Source organism: Grimontia celer (assembly GCF_900055185.1).
GTDB classification, from domain to species: Bacteria; Pseudomonadota; Gammaproteobacteria; order Enterobacterales; family Vibrionaceae; genus Enterovibrio; species Enterovibrio celer.
The window spans coordinates 42,854-59,817 of the sequence record NZ_FIZX01000004.1 but is presented as its reverse complement, the minus strand read 5'-3'; the positions used below and the strand labels follow the sequence as shown (position 1 = coordinate 59,817).

The 16,964-nt window shown below is 50.4% G+C and carries 14 protein-coding genes, 1 tRNA gene and 1 pseudogene; 5 read left to right on the top strand and 11 right to left on the bottom strand.

What is annotated here, in order from left to right; translation table 11 throughout:
* Window positions 1–7: 7 nt before the first annotated feature.
* The 6 genes and pseudogenes from GCE9029_RS26580 to rpsU all read right to left on the bottom strand — a co-directional run bounded on the left by GCE9029_RS26580 (window position 8) and on the right by rpsU (window position 5,742).
* Window positions 8–511 carry a restriction endonuclease gene (locus tag GCE9029_RS26580; RefSeq protein WP_197475409.1) on the bottom strand — a complete coding sequence of 168 codons (504 nt, stop codon included), beginning with the start codon at window positions 509–511 and terminating at the stop codon, window positions 8–10.
* Window positions 512–1,025: 514 nt separating this feature from the next.
* Window positions 1,026–1,101: transfer RNA gene (locus GCE9029_RS20410), tRNA-Ile, on the bottom strand.
* 153 nt (window positions 1,102–1,254) lie between these two features.
* Window positions 1,255–3,099, bottom strand: a pseudogene (gene rpoD / locus GCE9029_RS20405) (RNA polymerase sigma factor RpoD); the annotation flags it as partial.
* Window positions 3,100–3,180: 81 nt separating this feature from the next.
* Window positions 3,181–4,935, bottom strand: coding sequence for a DNA primase (gene dnaG, locus GCE9029_RS20400; RefSeq protein ID WP_062666419.1), 1,755 nt, complete (start codon window positions 4,933–4,935; stop codon window positions 3,181–3,183).
* Window positions 4,936–5,058: 123 nt separating this feature from the next.
* Window positions 5,059–5,502, bottom strand: coding sequence for a GatB/YqeY domain-containing protein (locus tag GCE9029_RS20395; protein WP_002537657.1), 444 nt, complete (start codon window positions 5,500–5,502; stop codon window positions 5,059–5,061).
* A 24-nt stretch (window positions 5,503–5,526) separates the two neighbouring features.
* Window positions 5,527–5,742 carry a 30S ribosomal protein S21 gene (gene rpsU, locus GCE9029_RS20390; RefSeq protein ID WP_002537656.1) on the bottom strand — a complete coding sequence of 72 codons (216 nt, stop codon included), beginning with the start codon at window positions 5,740–5,742 and terminating at the stop codon, window positions 5,527–5,529.
* 208 nt (window positions 5,743–5,950) lie between these two features.
* On the opposite strand from rpsU, the gene tsaD reads away from it, so the two are divergent.
* A complete protein-coding gene (gene tsaD / locus GCE9029_RS20385; RefSeq protein WP_002537654.1) occupies window positions 5,951–6,970 on the top strand; it encodes a tRNA (adenosine(37)-N6)-threonylcarbamoyltransferase complex transferase subunit TsaD in 1,020 nt (339 codons plus the stop codon).
* Window positions 6,971–7,136: 166 nt separating this feature from the next.
* Here the strand turns inward: tsaD and plsY are convergent, their stop codons facing one another.
* A complete protein-coding gene (gene plsY / locus GCE9029_RS20380) occupies window positions 7,137–7,778 on the bottom strand; it encodes a glycerol-3-phosphate 1-O-acyltransferase PlsY (RefSeq protein ID WP_062666417.1) in 642 nt (213 codons plus the stop codon).
* A 194-nt stretch (window positions 7,779–7,972) separates the two neighbouring features.
* Here plsY and folB point away from each other — a divergent pair, with 194 nt between their 5' ends.
* From folB to GCE9029_RS20365, 3 genes are read left to right on the top strand one after another with little or no spacing between them, the layout of a single operon-like run.
* Entirely contained in the window at window positions 7,973–8,332 is a 360-nt protein-coding gene (folB, locus tag GCE9029_RS20375) for a bifunctional dihydroneopterin aldolase/7,8-dihydroneopterin epimerase (protein ID WP_157487847.1), read from the top strand.
* A complete protein-coding gene (folK, locus tag GCE9029_RS20370) occupies window positions 8,329–8,814 on the top strand; it encodes a 2-amino-4-hydroxy-6-hydroxymethyldihydropteridine diphosphokinase (RefSeq protein ID WP_062666412.1) in 486 nt (161 codons plus the stop codon). The genes folB and folK overlap by 4 nt, the downstream gene beginning before the upstream one ends.
* A 22-nt stretch (window positions 8,815–8,836) precedes the next feature.
* Entirely contained in the window at window positions 8,837–9,640 is an 804-nt protein-coding gene (locus GCE9029_RS20365; RefSeq protein ID WP_062666409.1) for an undecaprenyl-diphosphate phosphatase, read from the top strand.
* Window positions 9,641–9,861: 221 nt separating this feature from the next.
* On the opposite strand, the gene GCE9029_RS20360 is transcribed toward GCE9029_RS20365, so the two are convergent.
* The gene (locus GCE9029_RS20360) at window positions 9,862–11,100 is read right to left on the bottom strand and encodes a multifunctional CCA addition/repair protein (RefSeq protein ID WP_062666407.1); all 1,239 of its coding nucleotides are present in this window, start codon (window positions 11,098–11,100) and stop codon (window positions 9,862–9,864) included.
* Window positions 11,101–11,305: 205 nt separating this feature from the next.
* On the opposite strand from GCE9029_RS20360, the gene GCE9029_RS20355 reads away from it, so the two are divergent.
* Window positions 11,306–13,588, top strand: a complete 2,283-nt coding sequence (locus tag GCE9029_RS20355) for an AAA family ATPase (RefSeq protein ID WP_062666406.1) — start codon at window positions 11,306–11,308, stop codon at window positions 13,586–13,588.
* A gap of 148 nt (window positions 13,589–13,736) precedes the next feature.
* On the opposite strand, the gene GCE9029_RS20350 is transcribed toward GCE9029_RS20355, so the two are convergent.
* From GCE9029_RS20350 to GCE9029_RS20340, 3 genes are all read right to left on the bottom strand, one after another.
* On the bottom strand, window positions 13,737–14,351 hold the full coding sequence (locus GCE9029_RS20350; protein ID WP_062666404.1) for a TIGR04211 family SH3 domain-containing protein: 615 nt from the start codon (window positions 14,349–14,351) through the stop codon (window positions 13,737–13,739).
* A gap of 429 nt (window positions 14,352–14,780) precedes the next feature.
* Entirely contained in the window at window positions 14,781–16,046 is a 1,266-nt protein-coding gene (locus GCE9029_RS20345) for an inorganic phosphate transporter (protein ID WP_062666402.1), read from the bottom strand.
* A gap of 35 nt (window positions 16,047–16,081) precedes the next feature.
* Window positions 16,082–16,762: a TIGR00153 family protein gene (locus GCE9029_RS20340; protein WP_062666400.1), complete on the bottom strand. Its 681-nt coding sequence runs from the start codon at window positions 16,760–16,762 to the stop codon at window positions 16,082–16,084.
* Between the last annotated feature and the right edge of the window lie 202 nt (window positions 16,763–16,964).

The window sequence follows — 16,964 nt, the reverse complement described above, 5'->3', positions numbered from 1 at the left end:
TTTTGGTTCATTCAATATATCTACAATTAGGAAAACTTGAGCATCCGTAAAATGATGAGCCTCGATGTTTGCCTTGTTTAGCTGTTCTCAAGACAAGTTCAGATTTGCAGCGTGGGCAAATAGGGGATTGAGTTTTTGTTGGCGTGTGTGCGATTTCATTTCCACTCACTTGCTTTGTCTCATTAATCATCTTGAGTAACTTACCGCCGTTGATGAATTCGAATTGTTTGGCGTTAGCAAAACTGATTGCATCCGCGGTAAAGTCGCCAGAGGTGACAACAATCATTCTATCGGCTTGGCGATCTAGCAAAACGCCGTAGAGCTCTCGCAATACCTTCACACCTACTTTTCTCGCTTTCCAGTGTTTGCATTGAACAAGGTGCAGCTCACCATCTTTGCGCAACTCAATATCTACGCCACCATCGGGCGCTTGATTCAAGTTTTGGGAAACGTTAAATCCCTTTTGTCTGTAGTACTCACCCACTAACGCCTCAAAATCCAACCAGTGCATTTTATACAAGTGCTCAAACGTGGCGGTTTTGGTGAGGCGATTTCGGGCGATGTGACGCTTTAACAGGGAAGTAGCTGCAGGAAGCAGAAAAATGAGGGCGAAGGGAAGCGCAAGAGTGCGCGAAGCGTTAGCTAAACCCTCAGAGACCATAGAGTCGCCACTAAGGATGTAAGGCACCAAAGACGTAAGCGAGATATAGATAACGCCTGAGAACATAACACTGACCCACCACGGAGCATGTGTTAGTAGCGTAAGAATGTGTTCGTCTCGCTTTGGCATCTCGTCAGCCCATCGTTTTGGCAATACGGCTAATTAATCACAGCTTGCGGATGCTCGGTAGATGAACGAGCGGTCTATTCGATGTGGATTTTAGAAAGCGATGAAACGGAGAGGATATTTCTTGAGAACGGCTATAACGGGCGTCTTATGTAGCAAAAATCTGCTACATATATGCTACACAGAAGCAGAAAAGCAAAAGGCCTGAGTGGTTACTAACCTCTCAGGCCTTTAAATTTGGTGGCCCCTCGCAGATTTGAACTGCGGACCAATCGATTATGAGTCGACTGCTCTAACCACTGAGCTAAGGGGCCGTTTAGGGGGTTGATTATAAGGGGTGGGAGCGGGGGTGTCTAGACGCAACCACACCCTATTCAGTATGCTTTTTAGCCACTTAGTTCAAATCGCAGAAATGAAAAAGGCGAGCAGTGCTCGCCTTTCCAATATTGCTTTAAATGCGTCTTGGATTATTCGTCCAGGAAGCTGCGCAGAACTTCTGAGCGGCTTGGGTGACGCAGTTTACGCAGTGCTTTCGCTTCAATCTGACGGATACGCTCACGCGTTACGTCAAACTGTTTGCCCACTTCTTCCAGCGTGTGGTCGGTATTCATGTCGATACCGAAACGCATACGCAGAACTTTTGCCTCACGAGGTGTCAGGCCAGCCAATACTTCGCTGGTAGCCATCTTGAGGTTGTTCATGGTCGCGGAATCCATTGGCAGCTCGAGGGTGGTATCCTCGATAAAGTCGCCCAGATGTGAATCTTCATCGTCACCGATTGGGGTTTCCATGGAGATTGGCTCTTTGGCGATCTTCAGCACTTTGCGGATCTTGTCTTCTGGCATTTGCATGCGCTCTGCCAGTTCTTCTGGCAGTGGCTCACGACCCATCTCCTGAAGCATCTGACGTGAGATACGGTTCAGTTTGTTGATGGTTTCAATCATGTGAACAGGGATACGGATCGTACGCGCCTGGTCTGCGATTGAACGGGTGATTGCCTGACGGATCCACCATGTTGCGTAAGTCGAGAACTTGTAACCACGACGGTATTCGAACTTGTCTACCGCTTTCATCAGGCCGATGTTACCTTCCTGAATCAAATCCAGGAATTGCAGGCCGCGGTTGGTGTATTTCTTCGCGATAGAAATAACCAGACGCAAGTTCGCTTCAACCATCTCTTTCTTCGCACGGCGTGCTTTCGCTTCACCGATTGACATGCGACGGCTGATATCTTTTACACGCTCTACAGAAAGGCCGGTTTCGTCTTCAACGATTTTCAGTTTCTGTACGCAGCGGCGAAGATCTTCTTCGTACTGCTTCAGGCGATCGACGTATGGTTTGTCTGAAGCCAGTGCTTCATCCAGCCAGCTGTCTGACGATTCGTTGCCGCTGAACAGTTGTACAAAGGTTTTCTTCGGCATTTTCGCTTGGTCTACACACAGGCGCATCACAATGCGTTCTTGTGTGCGTACGCGATCCATTGTCTCGCGCATTTCATTAACCAGGCGGTCGAATTGTTTTGGTATCAGACGGAATTGCTTGAACACTTCTGACAGTTCGGCGATGGCGCCTGCAGTGTCTTCGTGGAAGCGGCCGTTTTTCTGGATGGACAGCTGCATGCCTTCGTAAGCGAGGCGCAAGTCGTTAAACTTTTCGCGCGCTAGCTCTGGGTCGATGCCAGTGTCTTCTTCTTCGTCATCGTCATCATCGTCGTCGCCATCATCTTCGTCTTCCAGTTGCTCTTCTGTGAGCTCTGAACCGATGTGGGTGGCGGTAGGTGCGATGTCTTCCTGGTTCGGGTCTACGAAGCCAGAAATGATGTCTGTCAGGCGAAGCTCTTCTGCTTCTACTTTGTCAAACTGATCGAGCAGTGATGAGATGGAGCCAGGGTATTCGGCAACCGATACCTGTACTTGGTTAATACCATCTTCGATGCGTTTGGCGATGTCGATTTCGCCTTCGCGGGTAAGCAGTTCTACTGTACCCATTTCACGCATGTACATGCGTACTGGGTCAGTTGTACGACCTATTTCAGATTCAACGCTAGAAAGTGCTGCTGCTGCTGCTTCGACGGCATCTTCGTCCGCGACAGTTTCAGACATCATCAGCTCATCGGCATCTGGCGCTGTTTCCACCACCTGAATACCCATGTCGTTGATCATCTGAATGATGTCTTCTATCTGATCAGAATCGACAATGTCTTCCGGTAGGTGGTCATTTACTTCTGCATAGGTTAGATAGCCTTGTTCCTTACCTTTTGCGACAAGCAACTTTAGCTGTGACTGCGGATTTTGATCCATAGACGATATCCAACTTCGGGTCTGAGTGAAGAATTTAGTATGCGGAAACGCAAACTGCCAATTTTAGCAAAATACAAGTATGCTGGCTAGTTTCTAGTCGGGCCGGTTGAGGATTAACAACTGCAACTCCCGCTTCTCTTCGACTGATAAGCCGACGGTATTCGATTTAGCTTGCAACTTGGCTATTTGTTGTTTGACACACTGGTCCAGAATCTTGTCCAGTGAGTCTAAAAATACATCTAATACATTGTTTTCGTTGATAGGTAGTTCCCAACTTGCCAATTTGGCTAACAATGCTTCTTGTTCCGTGCCGCGCCAATGTTCCAGCAGCTGTCCTGTCGTAATATTGGGACGGGACCGGCAAAGTTCAAGCATGGTGGTGAATAAATTTAAGCCGGGGATCCCGAGCTCTTCCACACCATCAAGTGGCGGTACGTTTTCTACAAACCCTGGATTCTGCAATAACAGGGTTATCACTTCTCTCATTGGGGTACGTTTCATTTCCGGCAAAGGTTGACGTTTTTGCGTCTGACCTTGTCGGCTGATGAGCTTTTCGAGTTGTTGCTCATCAGGTAGACCTAGCTTCTGGCCCAAAATGTTACGTAGGTAGAGACGAAGTGTGCCGCCCGGCACTTTGTCTATCAGTGGCACGGCCAAAGTGGTGAGCTTGGCTTTACCTTCCTGACTGCTGGTGTCGACTTGTTCCATCAAGGTGTTAAACAGAAATTCTGACAGTGACATGGCACCTGCAAGGCGCAGTTCAAAGCCTTCTTTGCCTTCCTGTCGAACCATGGAATCTGGGTCTTCACCGTCTGGCAGGAACATGAATTTGAGCTGGCGACCATCTACCAAATGGGGGAGTGCCTGCTCCATTGCACGCCATGCAGCGTCACGTCCTGCGCGGTCACCGTCGTAGCAGCAAATCACGTTGGAGGTCTGGCGGAACATGGTTTGCATATGTTCTGCGGTGGTCGCTGTACCCAGTGAGGCAACGGCATAATCAATGCCAAATTGTCCTAGGGCGACCACGTCCATGTAACCTTCAACAACGAGTAATTGCTTGGGCTCGCGGTGTGCCTGTAGCACTTCGTACAGGCCATACAACTCACGCCCTTTGTGGAATATCGGTGTTTCCGGTGAGTTGAGGTATTTCGGTGTGCCATCGCCAATGACGCGGCCACCAAAACCGATAACACGTCCACGACGGTCACGAATAGGGAACATTACACGGCCACGGAAGCGGTCGTAACGGCGTCCGTTGTCGTTTTCAATCAGCATGCCGGTTGATACCAGTGCCTGCTGGCTGGTGTTGTCACGACCAAAGCGTGAGCGCACCTGATCCCATTCGTCAGCGACGTAGCCAATCCCAAACTTCTGTACGATTTCACCGGAAAGGCCACGACCTTTTAGGTAATCAATCGCTATCTTACCCGCTTCATTACGCAGCCCACCCTGATAAAACTGGGCGATTTGCCCCATCATCTGGTAAAGGTCGCGTTTTTGATCGCTGCGTGCATAAGGCCCTTTTGGGGCACCACCGCCGGATTGTTCTCTTGGGACATCGAGACCTAGCGAAGACGCTAATTCTTCGATGGCTTCGACAAATTCAAGGCGATCGAACTCCATGACGAAGTCGATGGCGTTGCCGTGAGCACCACAGCCAAAACAATGATAGAACTGTTTCTCTTGGCTGACGGAGAAAGACGGGGTTTTTTCGTTATGGAAAGGACAGCAGGCACCGTAGTTTTTGCCTTGCTTTTTAAGTTTCACCCGCGCGTCTATTAGCTCGACAATATCGAGTCGTGCTAGCAGATCATCAATGAATGAGCGTGGGATCTTTCCTGCCATAAACCTTTATGCGTTCGGTGAATAAGAGAAGAGGGTACTCTCAGTATTTGCTACTGAGCGAATACGAACAAGCCGCGCACTCCAAAAATGGATAGCACGGCTTGTTTGCAGGTCGGATAAAAGTTAGGCCAGATTAGCTTTAACCAATTGGCTGATTTTACCCATGTCAGCTCGGCCCTGAACCAAAGGTTTCAGAACGGCCATGACTTTACCCATGTCTTGCATGGAGCCTGCTCCAGAAGTTGCGATGGCTTCTTTCACCAGAGCATCAACTTCTTCGTCGCTGAGTGGCTTTGGCATGAACTCTTCCAGAACGGAAATTTCTGCCAGTTCCACATCAGCCAGGTCATCACGGCCTGCTGACTGATATTGCGAAACGGAATCACGACGCTGCTTAACCATTTTGGTCATCACTGCCAGCACTTCGTCTTCGTTCAGAGTTTTCTGACCGTCGACTTCTTGCTGTTTAATTGCAGCCATGATCAAACGGATTGTGCCAAGACGAGGTTTGTCTTTGGCTTTCATCGCCGTTTTTTGTTCGTCTTTCAGACGTTCAATCAATTCCATCTCGCAATCCTGTATTAATCGTAATTAGTACAGGCGAACGCGACGTGCGTTTTCGCGAGCCAGCTTCTTCAGGTGGCGTTTAACTGCAGCTGCTTTAGCGCGTTTGCGAACGGTAGTCGGCTTTTCGAAGTGCTCACGACGGCGAACTTCAGAAAGGATACCTGCTTTTTCACAAGAGCGCTTGAAGCGACGCAGTGCTACGTCGAATGGTTCGTTTTCACGTACTTTAACTACTGGCATGTGCCTTTCACCTCAGGGGTTAGTCAGTTATCGCTGGAGACAGATTGACCAGCTTTGATTAAAAATGGTGCGGAATTCTAATCCGATACTAGGGTGCTTGTAAAGCATAACTGGTGAATTTGATGCCGCCCATGTAAGATTGCCGCCTGATTTAGAAACCAGCAGATCGAAAGCGGATCGATCTGTGATCCAAGTGAGCTGAGGTGTTATGCGAATTCTGGGCATCGAGACGTCGTGCGATGAGACCGGCGTGGCTATTTATGATGATGAAAAAGGTCTGTTAGCGCACCAGTTATACAGCCAGGTAAAACTGCATGCTGATTACGGCGGTGTGGTGCCTGAACTGGCTTCTCGCGATCACGTTAAGAAGACGATTCCGCTGGTTAAAGCTGCGCTGAAAGAAGCAGGCTTGACGCCGAAAGACTTGGATGGCGTGGCTTACACGGCAGGCCCGGGTCTGGTGGGCGCGCTGTTGGTCGGCGCGACGATTGGCCGAAGCCTGGCTTATGCGTGGGACATTCCTGCCGTAGCGGTTCATCATATGGAAGGTCACTTGCTGGCGCCGATGCTGGAAGATAACCCTCCTCCGTTCCCGTTTATCGCGCTGTTGGTTTCTGGCGGTCACTCGATGATCGTTGAAGTAAAAGGTATCGGTGAATACCAGATCCTTGGCGAATCGATTGATGATGCCGCCGGCGAAGCGTTCGACAAAACTGCGAAGCTGATGAACCTGGATTACCCAGGTGGCCCTCTGCTTTCTAAACTGGCAGAAAAGGGCGACAGCAGCCGCTTCACTTTCCCACGTCCAATGACCAACGTGCCGGGTCTGGACATGAGCTTCTCTGGCTTGAAAACCTTCACCGCCAATACCATTGCCGCCAACGACAATGACGACCAAACCCGTGCTGATATCGCCCGTGCGTTTGAAGATGCCGTCGTTGATACTTTGGTGATCAAGTGTAAACGCGCATTGAAGCAGTGCGGCATGAAGCGTGTGGTGATTGCGGGCGGCGTGAGTGCTAACCGTCATTTGCGTGCCAAGCTGGAAGAGTTGGCGAACAATATCGGTGGTGAGGTTTATTACCCGCGCACTGAGTTTTGTACCGACAACGGTGCCATGATTGCTTATGCTGGCATGCAGCGCCTGAAAAACGGCGAGCACAATGATTTGGGTGTGAAAGCTTTCCCACGCTGGCCGATTGATACGCTTAAGCCGATTGAAGGGTAAGAGTGAAGAGCAGATCCTAGGAAAAGAAAGGTCCTAGATCCTAGGAAGAGCACAAAGCAGAGCGCTGGAAAAGCGAAAAGCAGAATATAAAAAAGCGGCAACTGAATTTCAGTGCCGCTTTTTTATTTTTCTACGTTGGGAGCAATCTCTTCTAGGGCCCTAGGACCTAGGACCTAGGACCTGCTCTTCCTTCCTGCTCTTCACTTTCCGCCAGCTTCTTCTTTTTGTTCCAGATCTTTTGCTCTTCCTTGCGAAGCAGGCGTTTTATGTTTTCCTGATGACGGAAAATGATAAGACAGGAGAGCATGGCGACAGGCATGGTGAATTGGGGTTTGACCATCCACGTAAACAATGGGGCAAACAAAGACGCGAGAAGTGCGCCGACAGAAGAATAGCCCGTGACTAAAACGGCAGCTATCCATGTCCCTAACATCATGCCGGTGAGATCTAAGCCTATAGGTGCAATGGCACCGAGTGCAGTTGCGACCCCTTTACCGCCACGAAAATGAAAGAAGATGGGGTAGATATGGCCCAAGCAGGCCGCGATACCAATCAAGCCAAGCATGAAAGGATTGACGCCCAACAGGTAGCTTACCCAGACAGGAATAGTGCCTTTGAGCATGTCGCACAGTAGCACGAGTGCGGCAGCGAGCCGACCACCTAATCGGAATACATTGGTCGCACCTGGATTACCTGAGCCTTGTTCTCGTGGGTCTGGCAGGCCATAGAGACGACAGATCAATACTGCGCTGGATATGGAACCCAGTAAATATGCAAGTACGATCATCAATAGGCCAAAAGCAGTCATTCAGTCATCCAGTTTGAACATTCGCTAGGGCGGCGAGAACTTGGTATAGTTCGCGCACCAGACACAAAGTATCCAATTTTTTAAGGATATTGTGTAGATATAATGAGCGCTCAGGCTATTTTTGCCGTGGCGCTGGTTGAGCAGATGTTACGTGCTTTTGCGCATAATGGGTATCCGACCTCTGATATTTTTGAGTGAACATGGATTTAGTATTTATTGAGCAGCTTGAAGTCGTGACCACTATCGGCGTCTACGACTGGGAACAACAAATCAAACAGAAGCTGGTGTTTGATATTGAAATGGCGCATGACAACAAGCCTGCGGCAGATAGCGATGATGTGGCTTACGCACTGGACTATGCCTCAGTGAGTGGTGCGATTATCGATTTGGTCGAAAGCGGCCGTTTTCTCCTAGTGGAACGCGTTGCTGAAGAAATTGCGGCGCTGATCCAATCCCAATTCTCTGTGCCTTGGGTTCGCGTGAAAGTGAGCAAACCAGGTGCTGTCCCTCAGGCTCGCACCGTAGGTGTGGTGATTGAGCGAGGCGCCAAGTGACTCAGGTTCTCGTGAGCGTCGGCTCTAACATTGAACGCGAGCATCATATCTCTGAAGGTATTGCAGCGCTCAGGGAACTCGACCCTCAATGTCGTTGCTCCCGCATTTTTGAAGCTGTTCCCGTCGGCTTTGAAGGTCCTAATTTTTATAACCTTGTCGTTGAGCTTCATACTGAACTGAGCCTCGAAGGCATTATGGCTGCGCTGCGTGAGATTGAATCGCGCTGGGGGCGTGAGCGTGATGCTATCAAGTTCCGTGATCGCACGCTGGACATCGATTTGCTGACTTACGGTGAGCTGTCGCAGCCTGAAGGCCCGACATTGCCGCGCAACGATGTGTACAAATTTGCCTTTACCCTGTGGCCGTTGGCAGAGCTATGCCCTGACCAAATCATTCCGGGTGATGACAAAACTTATCAAGAAGCGTGGGACGCTTTCTCAGAAGAACAACCCCTTTGGCCGGTGACCGATTTTTCCCTTTAATAACTATAAGTGACTTAAAACTATGAGCATGTTTGAAGCCTTTGCGCTGGCTTTAATTCAGGGTCTGACGGAGTTTCTTCCCGTCTCGAGCTCTGCGCATCTTATTCTTCCGTCAGAAATTCTAGGTTGGCAGGATCAGGGCTTAGCCTTTGATGTTGCTGTTCACGTGGGTACCTTGCTTGCTGTTGTGGGCTACTTCCGAAAGGAAGTGACGCAATTGCTGGGCGCATTCTTCCGCTCCATCTTCAAAGGTGAGCGTTCTTCTGATGCAACGCTGGCATGGATGATTGCACTGGCAACGATTCCTGCCTGTATTTTCGGCCTGTTCATGAAAGACATCATCGAAGTTTACTTGCGTTCGGCGTGGGTGATTGCGGTGACATGTATTGTCTTCGGTCTGCTGCTTTGGTGGGTCGATGTGAAAGCCAAGTGTGAGTTTGACGAATACAAAACCACGCCGAAAATGGCGCTGTGGATTGGTATTGCGCAGGCGCTGGCAATGATCCCGGGCACGTCCCGCTCTGGCGCGACCATGACTATGGCGCTTTACCTCGGTTACACCCGTGAAGCTGCGGCGCGTTTTTCTTTCCTGATGTCGATTCCAATCATCGTACTGGCAGGCTCTTACCTCGGCCTTGGTCTGGTAAAAAGTGACGTACCTGTCATGTGGGCGCCTATCCTGACTGGTGTGTTGGTTTCATTCATCAGTGCGTATGCGTGTATCCACTGGTTCCTGAAACTTGTGACCAAGATGGGCATGAAGCCATTCGTGATTTACCGCGTAGCGCTGGGTCTCGGCCTGATGGCGTTTTTGGCGACGCGATAAGAGCTTGAGGGCCTGGGAAAAGCAGGTCCTAGGAAATACAGATCCTAGGTCCTAGGAAATACAGATCCTAGGTCCTAGGAAATACAGATCCTAGGTCCTAGGAGGAGCAAGAGTAGATCCTAGGAATAGAAAAAGCGGCAACTGCTAACAGTGCCGCTTTTTTACGTCTGGAGTTGGAAATACTGCCTTCTAGGACCCTAGGACCCTAGGCCCCTAGGACCCTAGGACCCTAGGACCCTATTCCCTTCCAGGTACTTTTTCACCGCTTCGATCCGCTGTCTTGTCAGCTCTTCCCGTATTGCCGGGCCTTTAAAACCAGCAGCGACAATCGGTTTCACTTCAACAGCGCTTGCGGCATCAAACGCGCCGCTCAGCCATTCTGACTGCGGGTATTCACGCTCTTCAAATCCTGTGCGGCCTTGGTGATCAGCTTTGCTCGCCGTGGCGAGTTGAGGGGTTTTCTCCGGCTTACGCCAACAGTCATTGCGGTCAAATATCTTGACGAAAGTGGCGGCTTTTAACTCGCCTGCGTTGTGCACATTGGTGTGCTCGGCGCAGACCAGAAGGGCGGCGTCGCGGTAGGCGTTCGGTACACGGATGCGCTCGCACAGCGCTTTAATCGGTTTCAAACCAAGCTTGGTGTGCAGTTTGTGGCTTGGCCACTCTTCTTTTGGTGTCAGGCCTTTACCCAAGTCATGCACTTGCGCAGCAAAACGTATTACCGGATCTTGGGTTAGAAGCGCTGCTTGTCTGGCGACCATTAGGGTGTGAATACCCGTGTCGATTTCCGGATGCCACTGTTCGGGCTGAGGTACGCCGAACAGGGCGTCTATCTCCGGCAGTACGACAGCTAATGCACCGCAGTCTCGCAACACGCTTAAGAACACTTCAGGATGCTGAGAAGTGAGTGACTTTTCCCATTCTTTCCAGATGCGCTCGGCGGTCAGGGCGTCAAGCTCGCCGCTTTCGACGATTTCCTGCATCATCGCAAGGGTCTCATCAGCCACGCGAAAACCAAGATGATGAAATCTTGCCGCAAAGCGTGCAACGCGCAGCACGCGTAGCGGGTCTTCTACAAAAGCAGGGGAAACATGGCGAAGCAGACGATCGTTGAGATCTTGCTGGCCACCGTAAGGGTCAATGAGAGATCCATCTTCGGCTTTCGCAATGGCATTGATGGTCAGGTCGCGTCGCTGCAAGTCTTCTTCCAACGTGACATCAGGTGCGAAATCACAAACAAAACCCGTGTAGCCTTTACCTGATTTGCGTTCTGTGCGAGCCAGTGCATGCTCTTCATGGGTTTTAGGGTGGAGGAAAACGGGGAAGTCCGAGCCCACTTGCTGGTAACCAGCGTTTAGCATGGAATCAATGTCTGCGCCGACCACGACCCAGTCCCGATCTTTGACTTCCAGACCGAGGAGTTCGTCGCGAACGGCACCGCCGACAAGGTAGGTTTTCACATTACTATCCGAAATCTAAGCAATAATGTGATCATCATATACCGAAACCATGGGTCTATGCAGGCGCGAACCGTGCGCAGAATACAGGGATGTGTGTAAAAGCTGCGAACCTGTCCCTGATTACACAGTCTGAAGCTGTGACTGGCTTTACTTCATCTTTAGGCCGCGCTACCTTGCGAGCCATTGAGGGAACAGAGAAATATTCATGTACCAAGACTTTTTCCGGTTAACCGAGTCGCCATTTGCGATCGTGCCTAATCCTAAATTTTACTTTTTGAGCGAAAGGCACAAAGAAGCGCTGAGTCATGTCCTGAATGGCATTGAGGATGGTGGCGGTTTGGCGCTTTTAACCGGTGAAGTGGGGACGGGTAAAACCACCACCATGAAAGCCTTGTTGGATCGCATGCCCGAGAAAACGCAGGTTGCAACGATCCTGAATCCGAGTGTGTCTGTACTCGAACTGCTTCAAACGCTTTGCGATGAGCTGGGCGTGAAATACAAAGACGATGACAGCTTTAAGCGCCTCTACGACGCCATATCCGATAAGTTGTTCAATAACGAATCTAAAGGCATCCAAACTGTGTTGCTGGTGGATGAAGCCCAACATCTGATGCCGGATGTGTTGGAGCAGCTTCGTCTTCTGACCAATATCGAAACCTCTTACCGCAAGCTTTTAAAAGTGATTCTGATTGGTCAGCCTGAGCTGCAGCAAATGCTGCGTCAGTCCAATCTTCGCCAGCTTGCTCAGCGCATTACCGCGCGTTATCACTTGATGCCGCTCACGCCGGATGAAGTGCATCAATACATCACGCACCGTATCAGCTGCGCGGGTGGTTTGGAGCCTTTGTTTGATGGGGCAGCCATTAAGTTGATTGCCAACGAGACGGGAGGTGTGCCGCGTCTGGTGAACCTGGTGTGTGATAAAGCGCTGAAGATGGCGTTTAAAGAATCGCGCCAGAAGGTCAACAAAGCCATTGCGGCGCGTGCTTGTCAGGACGTGCTGGAATGGCAGGGCGTGGTACAGAGCAAGCCACAGACTGACTACAAACGTTATTGGCCTGTTTATGCCGGTGCGATTGGTGGTGCAGCCTTACTTGCTATCGCTATTCGGGTTGGGCTCGGTGTTGGCAGCGAGGACGAAGCGATTGTTGTTGCGACTGAATCTCCTGCTCCTGTGGTTGTCACTGAGCCGGCTGCTGTTGAAGTGGTTGAGCAACCAGCGCCTGTTGTTGTCGTTTCCGAGCCGACACCTGTGGTGAAAGCCGAGGCTAACAAGCCGGTCCAGACCATTGTCACTTTGCCACTTAGCGAAGTGACTCGTGAGAGTTTGAGTGCAGGCTCATCGATGCAGTCCCTTTATAAGCTTTGGGGCTTTGATGCCGATGTGTTGGCAGCGGGCTGTTCATCAGAAGTGCGTGGTGAGCTTGCCTGCTTTAAAGGAAACTTACCGCTTTCCCAATTGTTGACTATCGATCGTCCAGCTGTGCTTGAAATGAACGGCACAGGTGGCCAAAACTGGTTTGCCGTGCTGTATGGCAGAGGTGACGGTCAGTTTGAACTGCTGGCGGCTGACAAACGTCTGCTGGTGAGCGAAGAATTCCTAAACCAATACTGGAGCGGCGAAGCGTTGGTGCTTTGGCGTCCGCCATTAGGCAACCCTAACTTTATCCGCTTTGGTCAGCGCGGTGAGCGTGTTCAGTGGCTGGATCAGCGCTTGAATCTGGTGCTGGGCGAGAATGCGCCGGTATCTAATACCTTTGGTCAGGAGCAGCGCGTGAAAGTACGTGAGTTCCAACGCAGCAAAGGCTTGGATGCGGATGGTATCCCTGGCGCTATGACCTTTATGGTTCTGGACTCTGTGCTGCAAATGCTTGGGCCAACGCTGGTGGGCAGCATTGATGCTACTCCGGGCGAGAAGCTGGCGCTTTCAGATGGTGAGATTGTGGTGATGCCAGATTCAGATGTCTTTGAACTTGCGCTTGAGCCTTTGCCGCAGCCTGTCATTGAGCCGGTTGTGGAAGAAGATATTGCTCAGTCTGAGCCGTCAGAGCCTGAAGTGGTAGAAATCGGCAGCACAACCTTTACCGCGCCGAATCAGACACAACTGAAAGGGAATAACGAGCTGACACTGGAAGATTTGGATTTATCTGAACTCTCTCCTGAACTGGCGCAGAAAGTCGAAGCAGCCATGGGCAGTGATAAGTCGCGTACCCTGGAAGCGAAATTGGACCGCGCTCAGCCAGAGAGCAATGTCGTGCCGATTGCTGAGCTGAATTCTGCGCAATTAAACCGCTTGCCTGCGATGGATTTTCAAACCCATATCTATACCTCTAATGAGAGTAACCGTTGGGTGAAGGTCAATGGCAAAGAAGCCCGTGAAGGTCAGTTTGTGGCAGATGGCGTATTGCTTCGCGGTATTGAACCCCAGCAAGTGGTGGTGCAGTTTGAAGATGCGCTCATCGCCATTCCAGCGCTAACAACATGGTAATGCAAGAGTTCGCGTCTAGAGTTTTTTCCTAGGTCCTAGGGTTTGGGGTCTGGGAAAAGCAGTAAAGCCAAACGCTATTGCCTTTAGTGCTGATTCAAAAAACAAAAAAGCCGCTTTCGCGGCTTTTTTATTGTCGTTTGCTTATCGCTTACGCCCAACCATTATTACGCTTCTTGCGGCGTGGGATCAGGTGCGGCAGGATGAGACCAAACAGCAGACCGCCACCCGCAACCATGCCACCGTAAGCAAAGTAGCGCATCAGCAAGTCATCTTTCTGAGTGTCGATACGTGCGCGCAGCTCGCGGATTTCGGTTTGCGCATCGATCAGCTTCTGGTTCAGTTCGCTGGTGTGTTGCTCCAGCTCTTTCACCTGAGCGTTGCGCTGATCCAGCGACTCAATCAGGCCTTTGGTTTTTGCTTCCGCATCGCCTTGTGCACTCGACAGTGCTTCTTTTACCTGCTTCAGTTCTTCTTCCAATGCAGGTACACGAACTTTCAGACCAGGTTGTTTAGAAACATACTTGGTTTCAACCCAGCCTTTACGACCACGATCATCAATAATTTGGGTGTAGCCAGCGTTACGGTTACTGTCCACAACTGTCACTTTCGTACCCGCATCCACACTGCCGAGAATACGGAACTGGGTGCCCGGGCCAGAATGCATGTAAGTGAAAAGCTCATCTGAGATGTAGTTGTCCTTCGCATGTGCAGCAGGGACCGCCAGCATCATAAGTACAGCCAGGGCAGAGAAAAGTTGCTTCACGGAGTATTCCTTTGTTTTGGTCGTGATAGTTAAGACTGATATACCCAAACGACCTGAAGATGCTCGCATTCAGAGGTCATCAATGCGTTCAATTCGAGACAAATTTCACGAGGAGTAGTCGTTCTACTTCCGTGGAATTTAACGAAGAAGTGGGCGCATTGAAGGCCTCCCTTCGGGCGAGTTGACTGACACTGTGCTCTTTGTTGTTCCTTTTTGATGGAGGTGACTACACCTACAAAGGAACGCCGCGATCACAATGCCAGTCAAACTCGCTGAATCCTGCATCTTCAGGTTGTTTGGGTATAAGATCCAAATACTAAAAAATTTTGGGGTTCAGGTACAACAAAAGGGAGGCATAACCTCCCTTTTTTGACCGAAGACTGACATCACTGCACAAAAACGTGACTGAAATGCCTTTCTTAGTTTGTCTTATACGCCGAATGCAGCCTGCATAACGTAGAAGAAAATCACTGCAAGCAGCGCACCGGCTGGCAGGGTGACGACCCAAGATGCCACGATATTACGCACGACACCCAGATTCAGTGCACCGATACCACGGGCAAAACCAACACCCAATACCGCACCGACCAGCGTTTGCGTGGTAGAGATTGGAAGGCCCGTGCCGGAAGCCAGAACAACCGTAGATGCGGTTGCCAGCTGAGCCGCGAAACCACGGCTTGGTGTCAGCTCAGTAATACCTGAACCTACCGTCGCCATCACTTTGTGACCCAAAGTTGCCAGACCCACCACGATACCGATACCACCCAGAGGTAGAATCCACCATGCAATGGTGCTCTTCTCGGTGATTTGGCCCATGTGTTCAACGGTAGACACGATAGCCGACAGTGGACCGATCGCGTTTGCTACGTCGTTAGAACCGTGCGCGAATGCCATCGCACAGGCTGTCACGACCATCAACAGGCTGAATACGCGTTCAACGCCTTGGTAGCCATTTGTGCTTGCTGTGTCATCTTTGTACTTGCGGTTGATGTAGACGTACCCGAACATCATGATCAGAGAAGAAACCGCAATGGATACCATCACTGCTTCACCGGTAGAAAGATGCAAACCGACATGCTTCAGACCTTTCTTGATGGTTACCATAGCGATAATCATCGCCGTCAGGAACATGTAGACCGGTACGAAACGCTTGGCGTTGATCAACGGTTTATCGGTATCAAAGATCAGGCGTTGGGCACTGACAAAAATCGCGTAAGCGAACACACCGGAAATCAACGGCGTGACAAGCCAGCTGCCTACGATGCCTTGCACCGAACTCCAGTCCACTGCTTCAGTGCCGACAGACACACAAGCGAAACCGATAATTGCACCAATGATGGAGTGAGTGGTGGAAACCGGCCAGCCCATGTAGGACGCAACCAGTAGCCATGTACCCGCTGCCAGCAGCGCAGACATCATGCCGTAAACCAGCACTTCAGGTTGGGAGGCATAAAGCGACGTTTCAATCACCCCTTTGCGGATGGTGTCTGTCACTTCACCACCGGCCAGATAAGCGCCGGCGAATTCAAAAATCATCGCAATGATGATGGCTTGTTTAACGGTCAGTGCTTTAGAACCCACTGACGTACCCATGGCGTTGGCAACGTCGTTTGCACCGATACCGATAGCCATCATGAAACCAAAGACTGCGGCCACCAAAATAATAATGGTGCCGTAATTCGCTAGGATTTCCATTGTATTACCTTGTTATCTCTTAGATGAATGGCGCGTTACGAGCGCGACAGCATCAGCTCAAGACGCGAGCCAACACGTTGTGCCTGATCAGCGATAGCGCCGACCCATTCAAGAATCTTGTAAAGGAACATCACATCAACCGGGTTGTATTCACTCTCGATTGACATCAATTGCTGGCGAAGTTTGATTTGCATTGAGTCAGTATCGCCCTCAATGGTATCCAACTGGTGGATCATTTCTTCAACCAGAGTGACTTCACGTCCTTTAAAGCCAGTTTCCAGCAGTTCATCCAATTCACTGATAACGCGACGTGCCTGATCGGCAGCGTCCAGACAACGTTGCACGTAGGCGACGAAGTCGGTGTAGAGCAAGGAAGGGACTTGGAGTTGTCGACCAATCACACGGCCGGCAATGTCTTTGGCGAGGTTTGCAAGCTTGTCCTGTTGGATAAGCAGGTCGAGCATGTCAGTACGGTCTACCGGAAGGAAGAGACCGCGAGGCAATTTAAGGCGGATTTCACGTTTGAGCGCATCTGCTTCTTTCTCAATCGTGGAAATCTCGTGGCGCAGTTGTTCTGCACGTTCCCAATCGCCTTTCTCACAAGCTTCGAAGAAAGGGACCAACAGCGAGCAGCAGTCGTTTACGCGGCTCACATGGCGTTGCAAAGGTTTTAAAGGGCTCTTTGCGAACAGCCCAACAATTGTATTTACAGGCATAGCCGTATCTACCTAAAAGACCTGTCCAAAGGATCAGGCTAAATATTACACCGGAAATCACCTGAATATTTCAGGGGTATGGATTTCTGGTGACGCGATGGTTATTTAGGCGGCGAATGTTATCGTAATCACATTTGTATTGATACCGTTTCAGATCAATGAAAGTCTCTTGCTCGCATAAGCGAATACCCATATCCTTGTT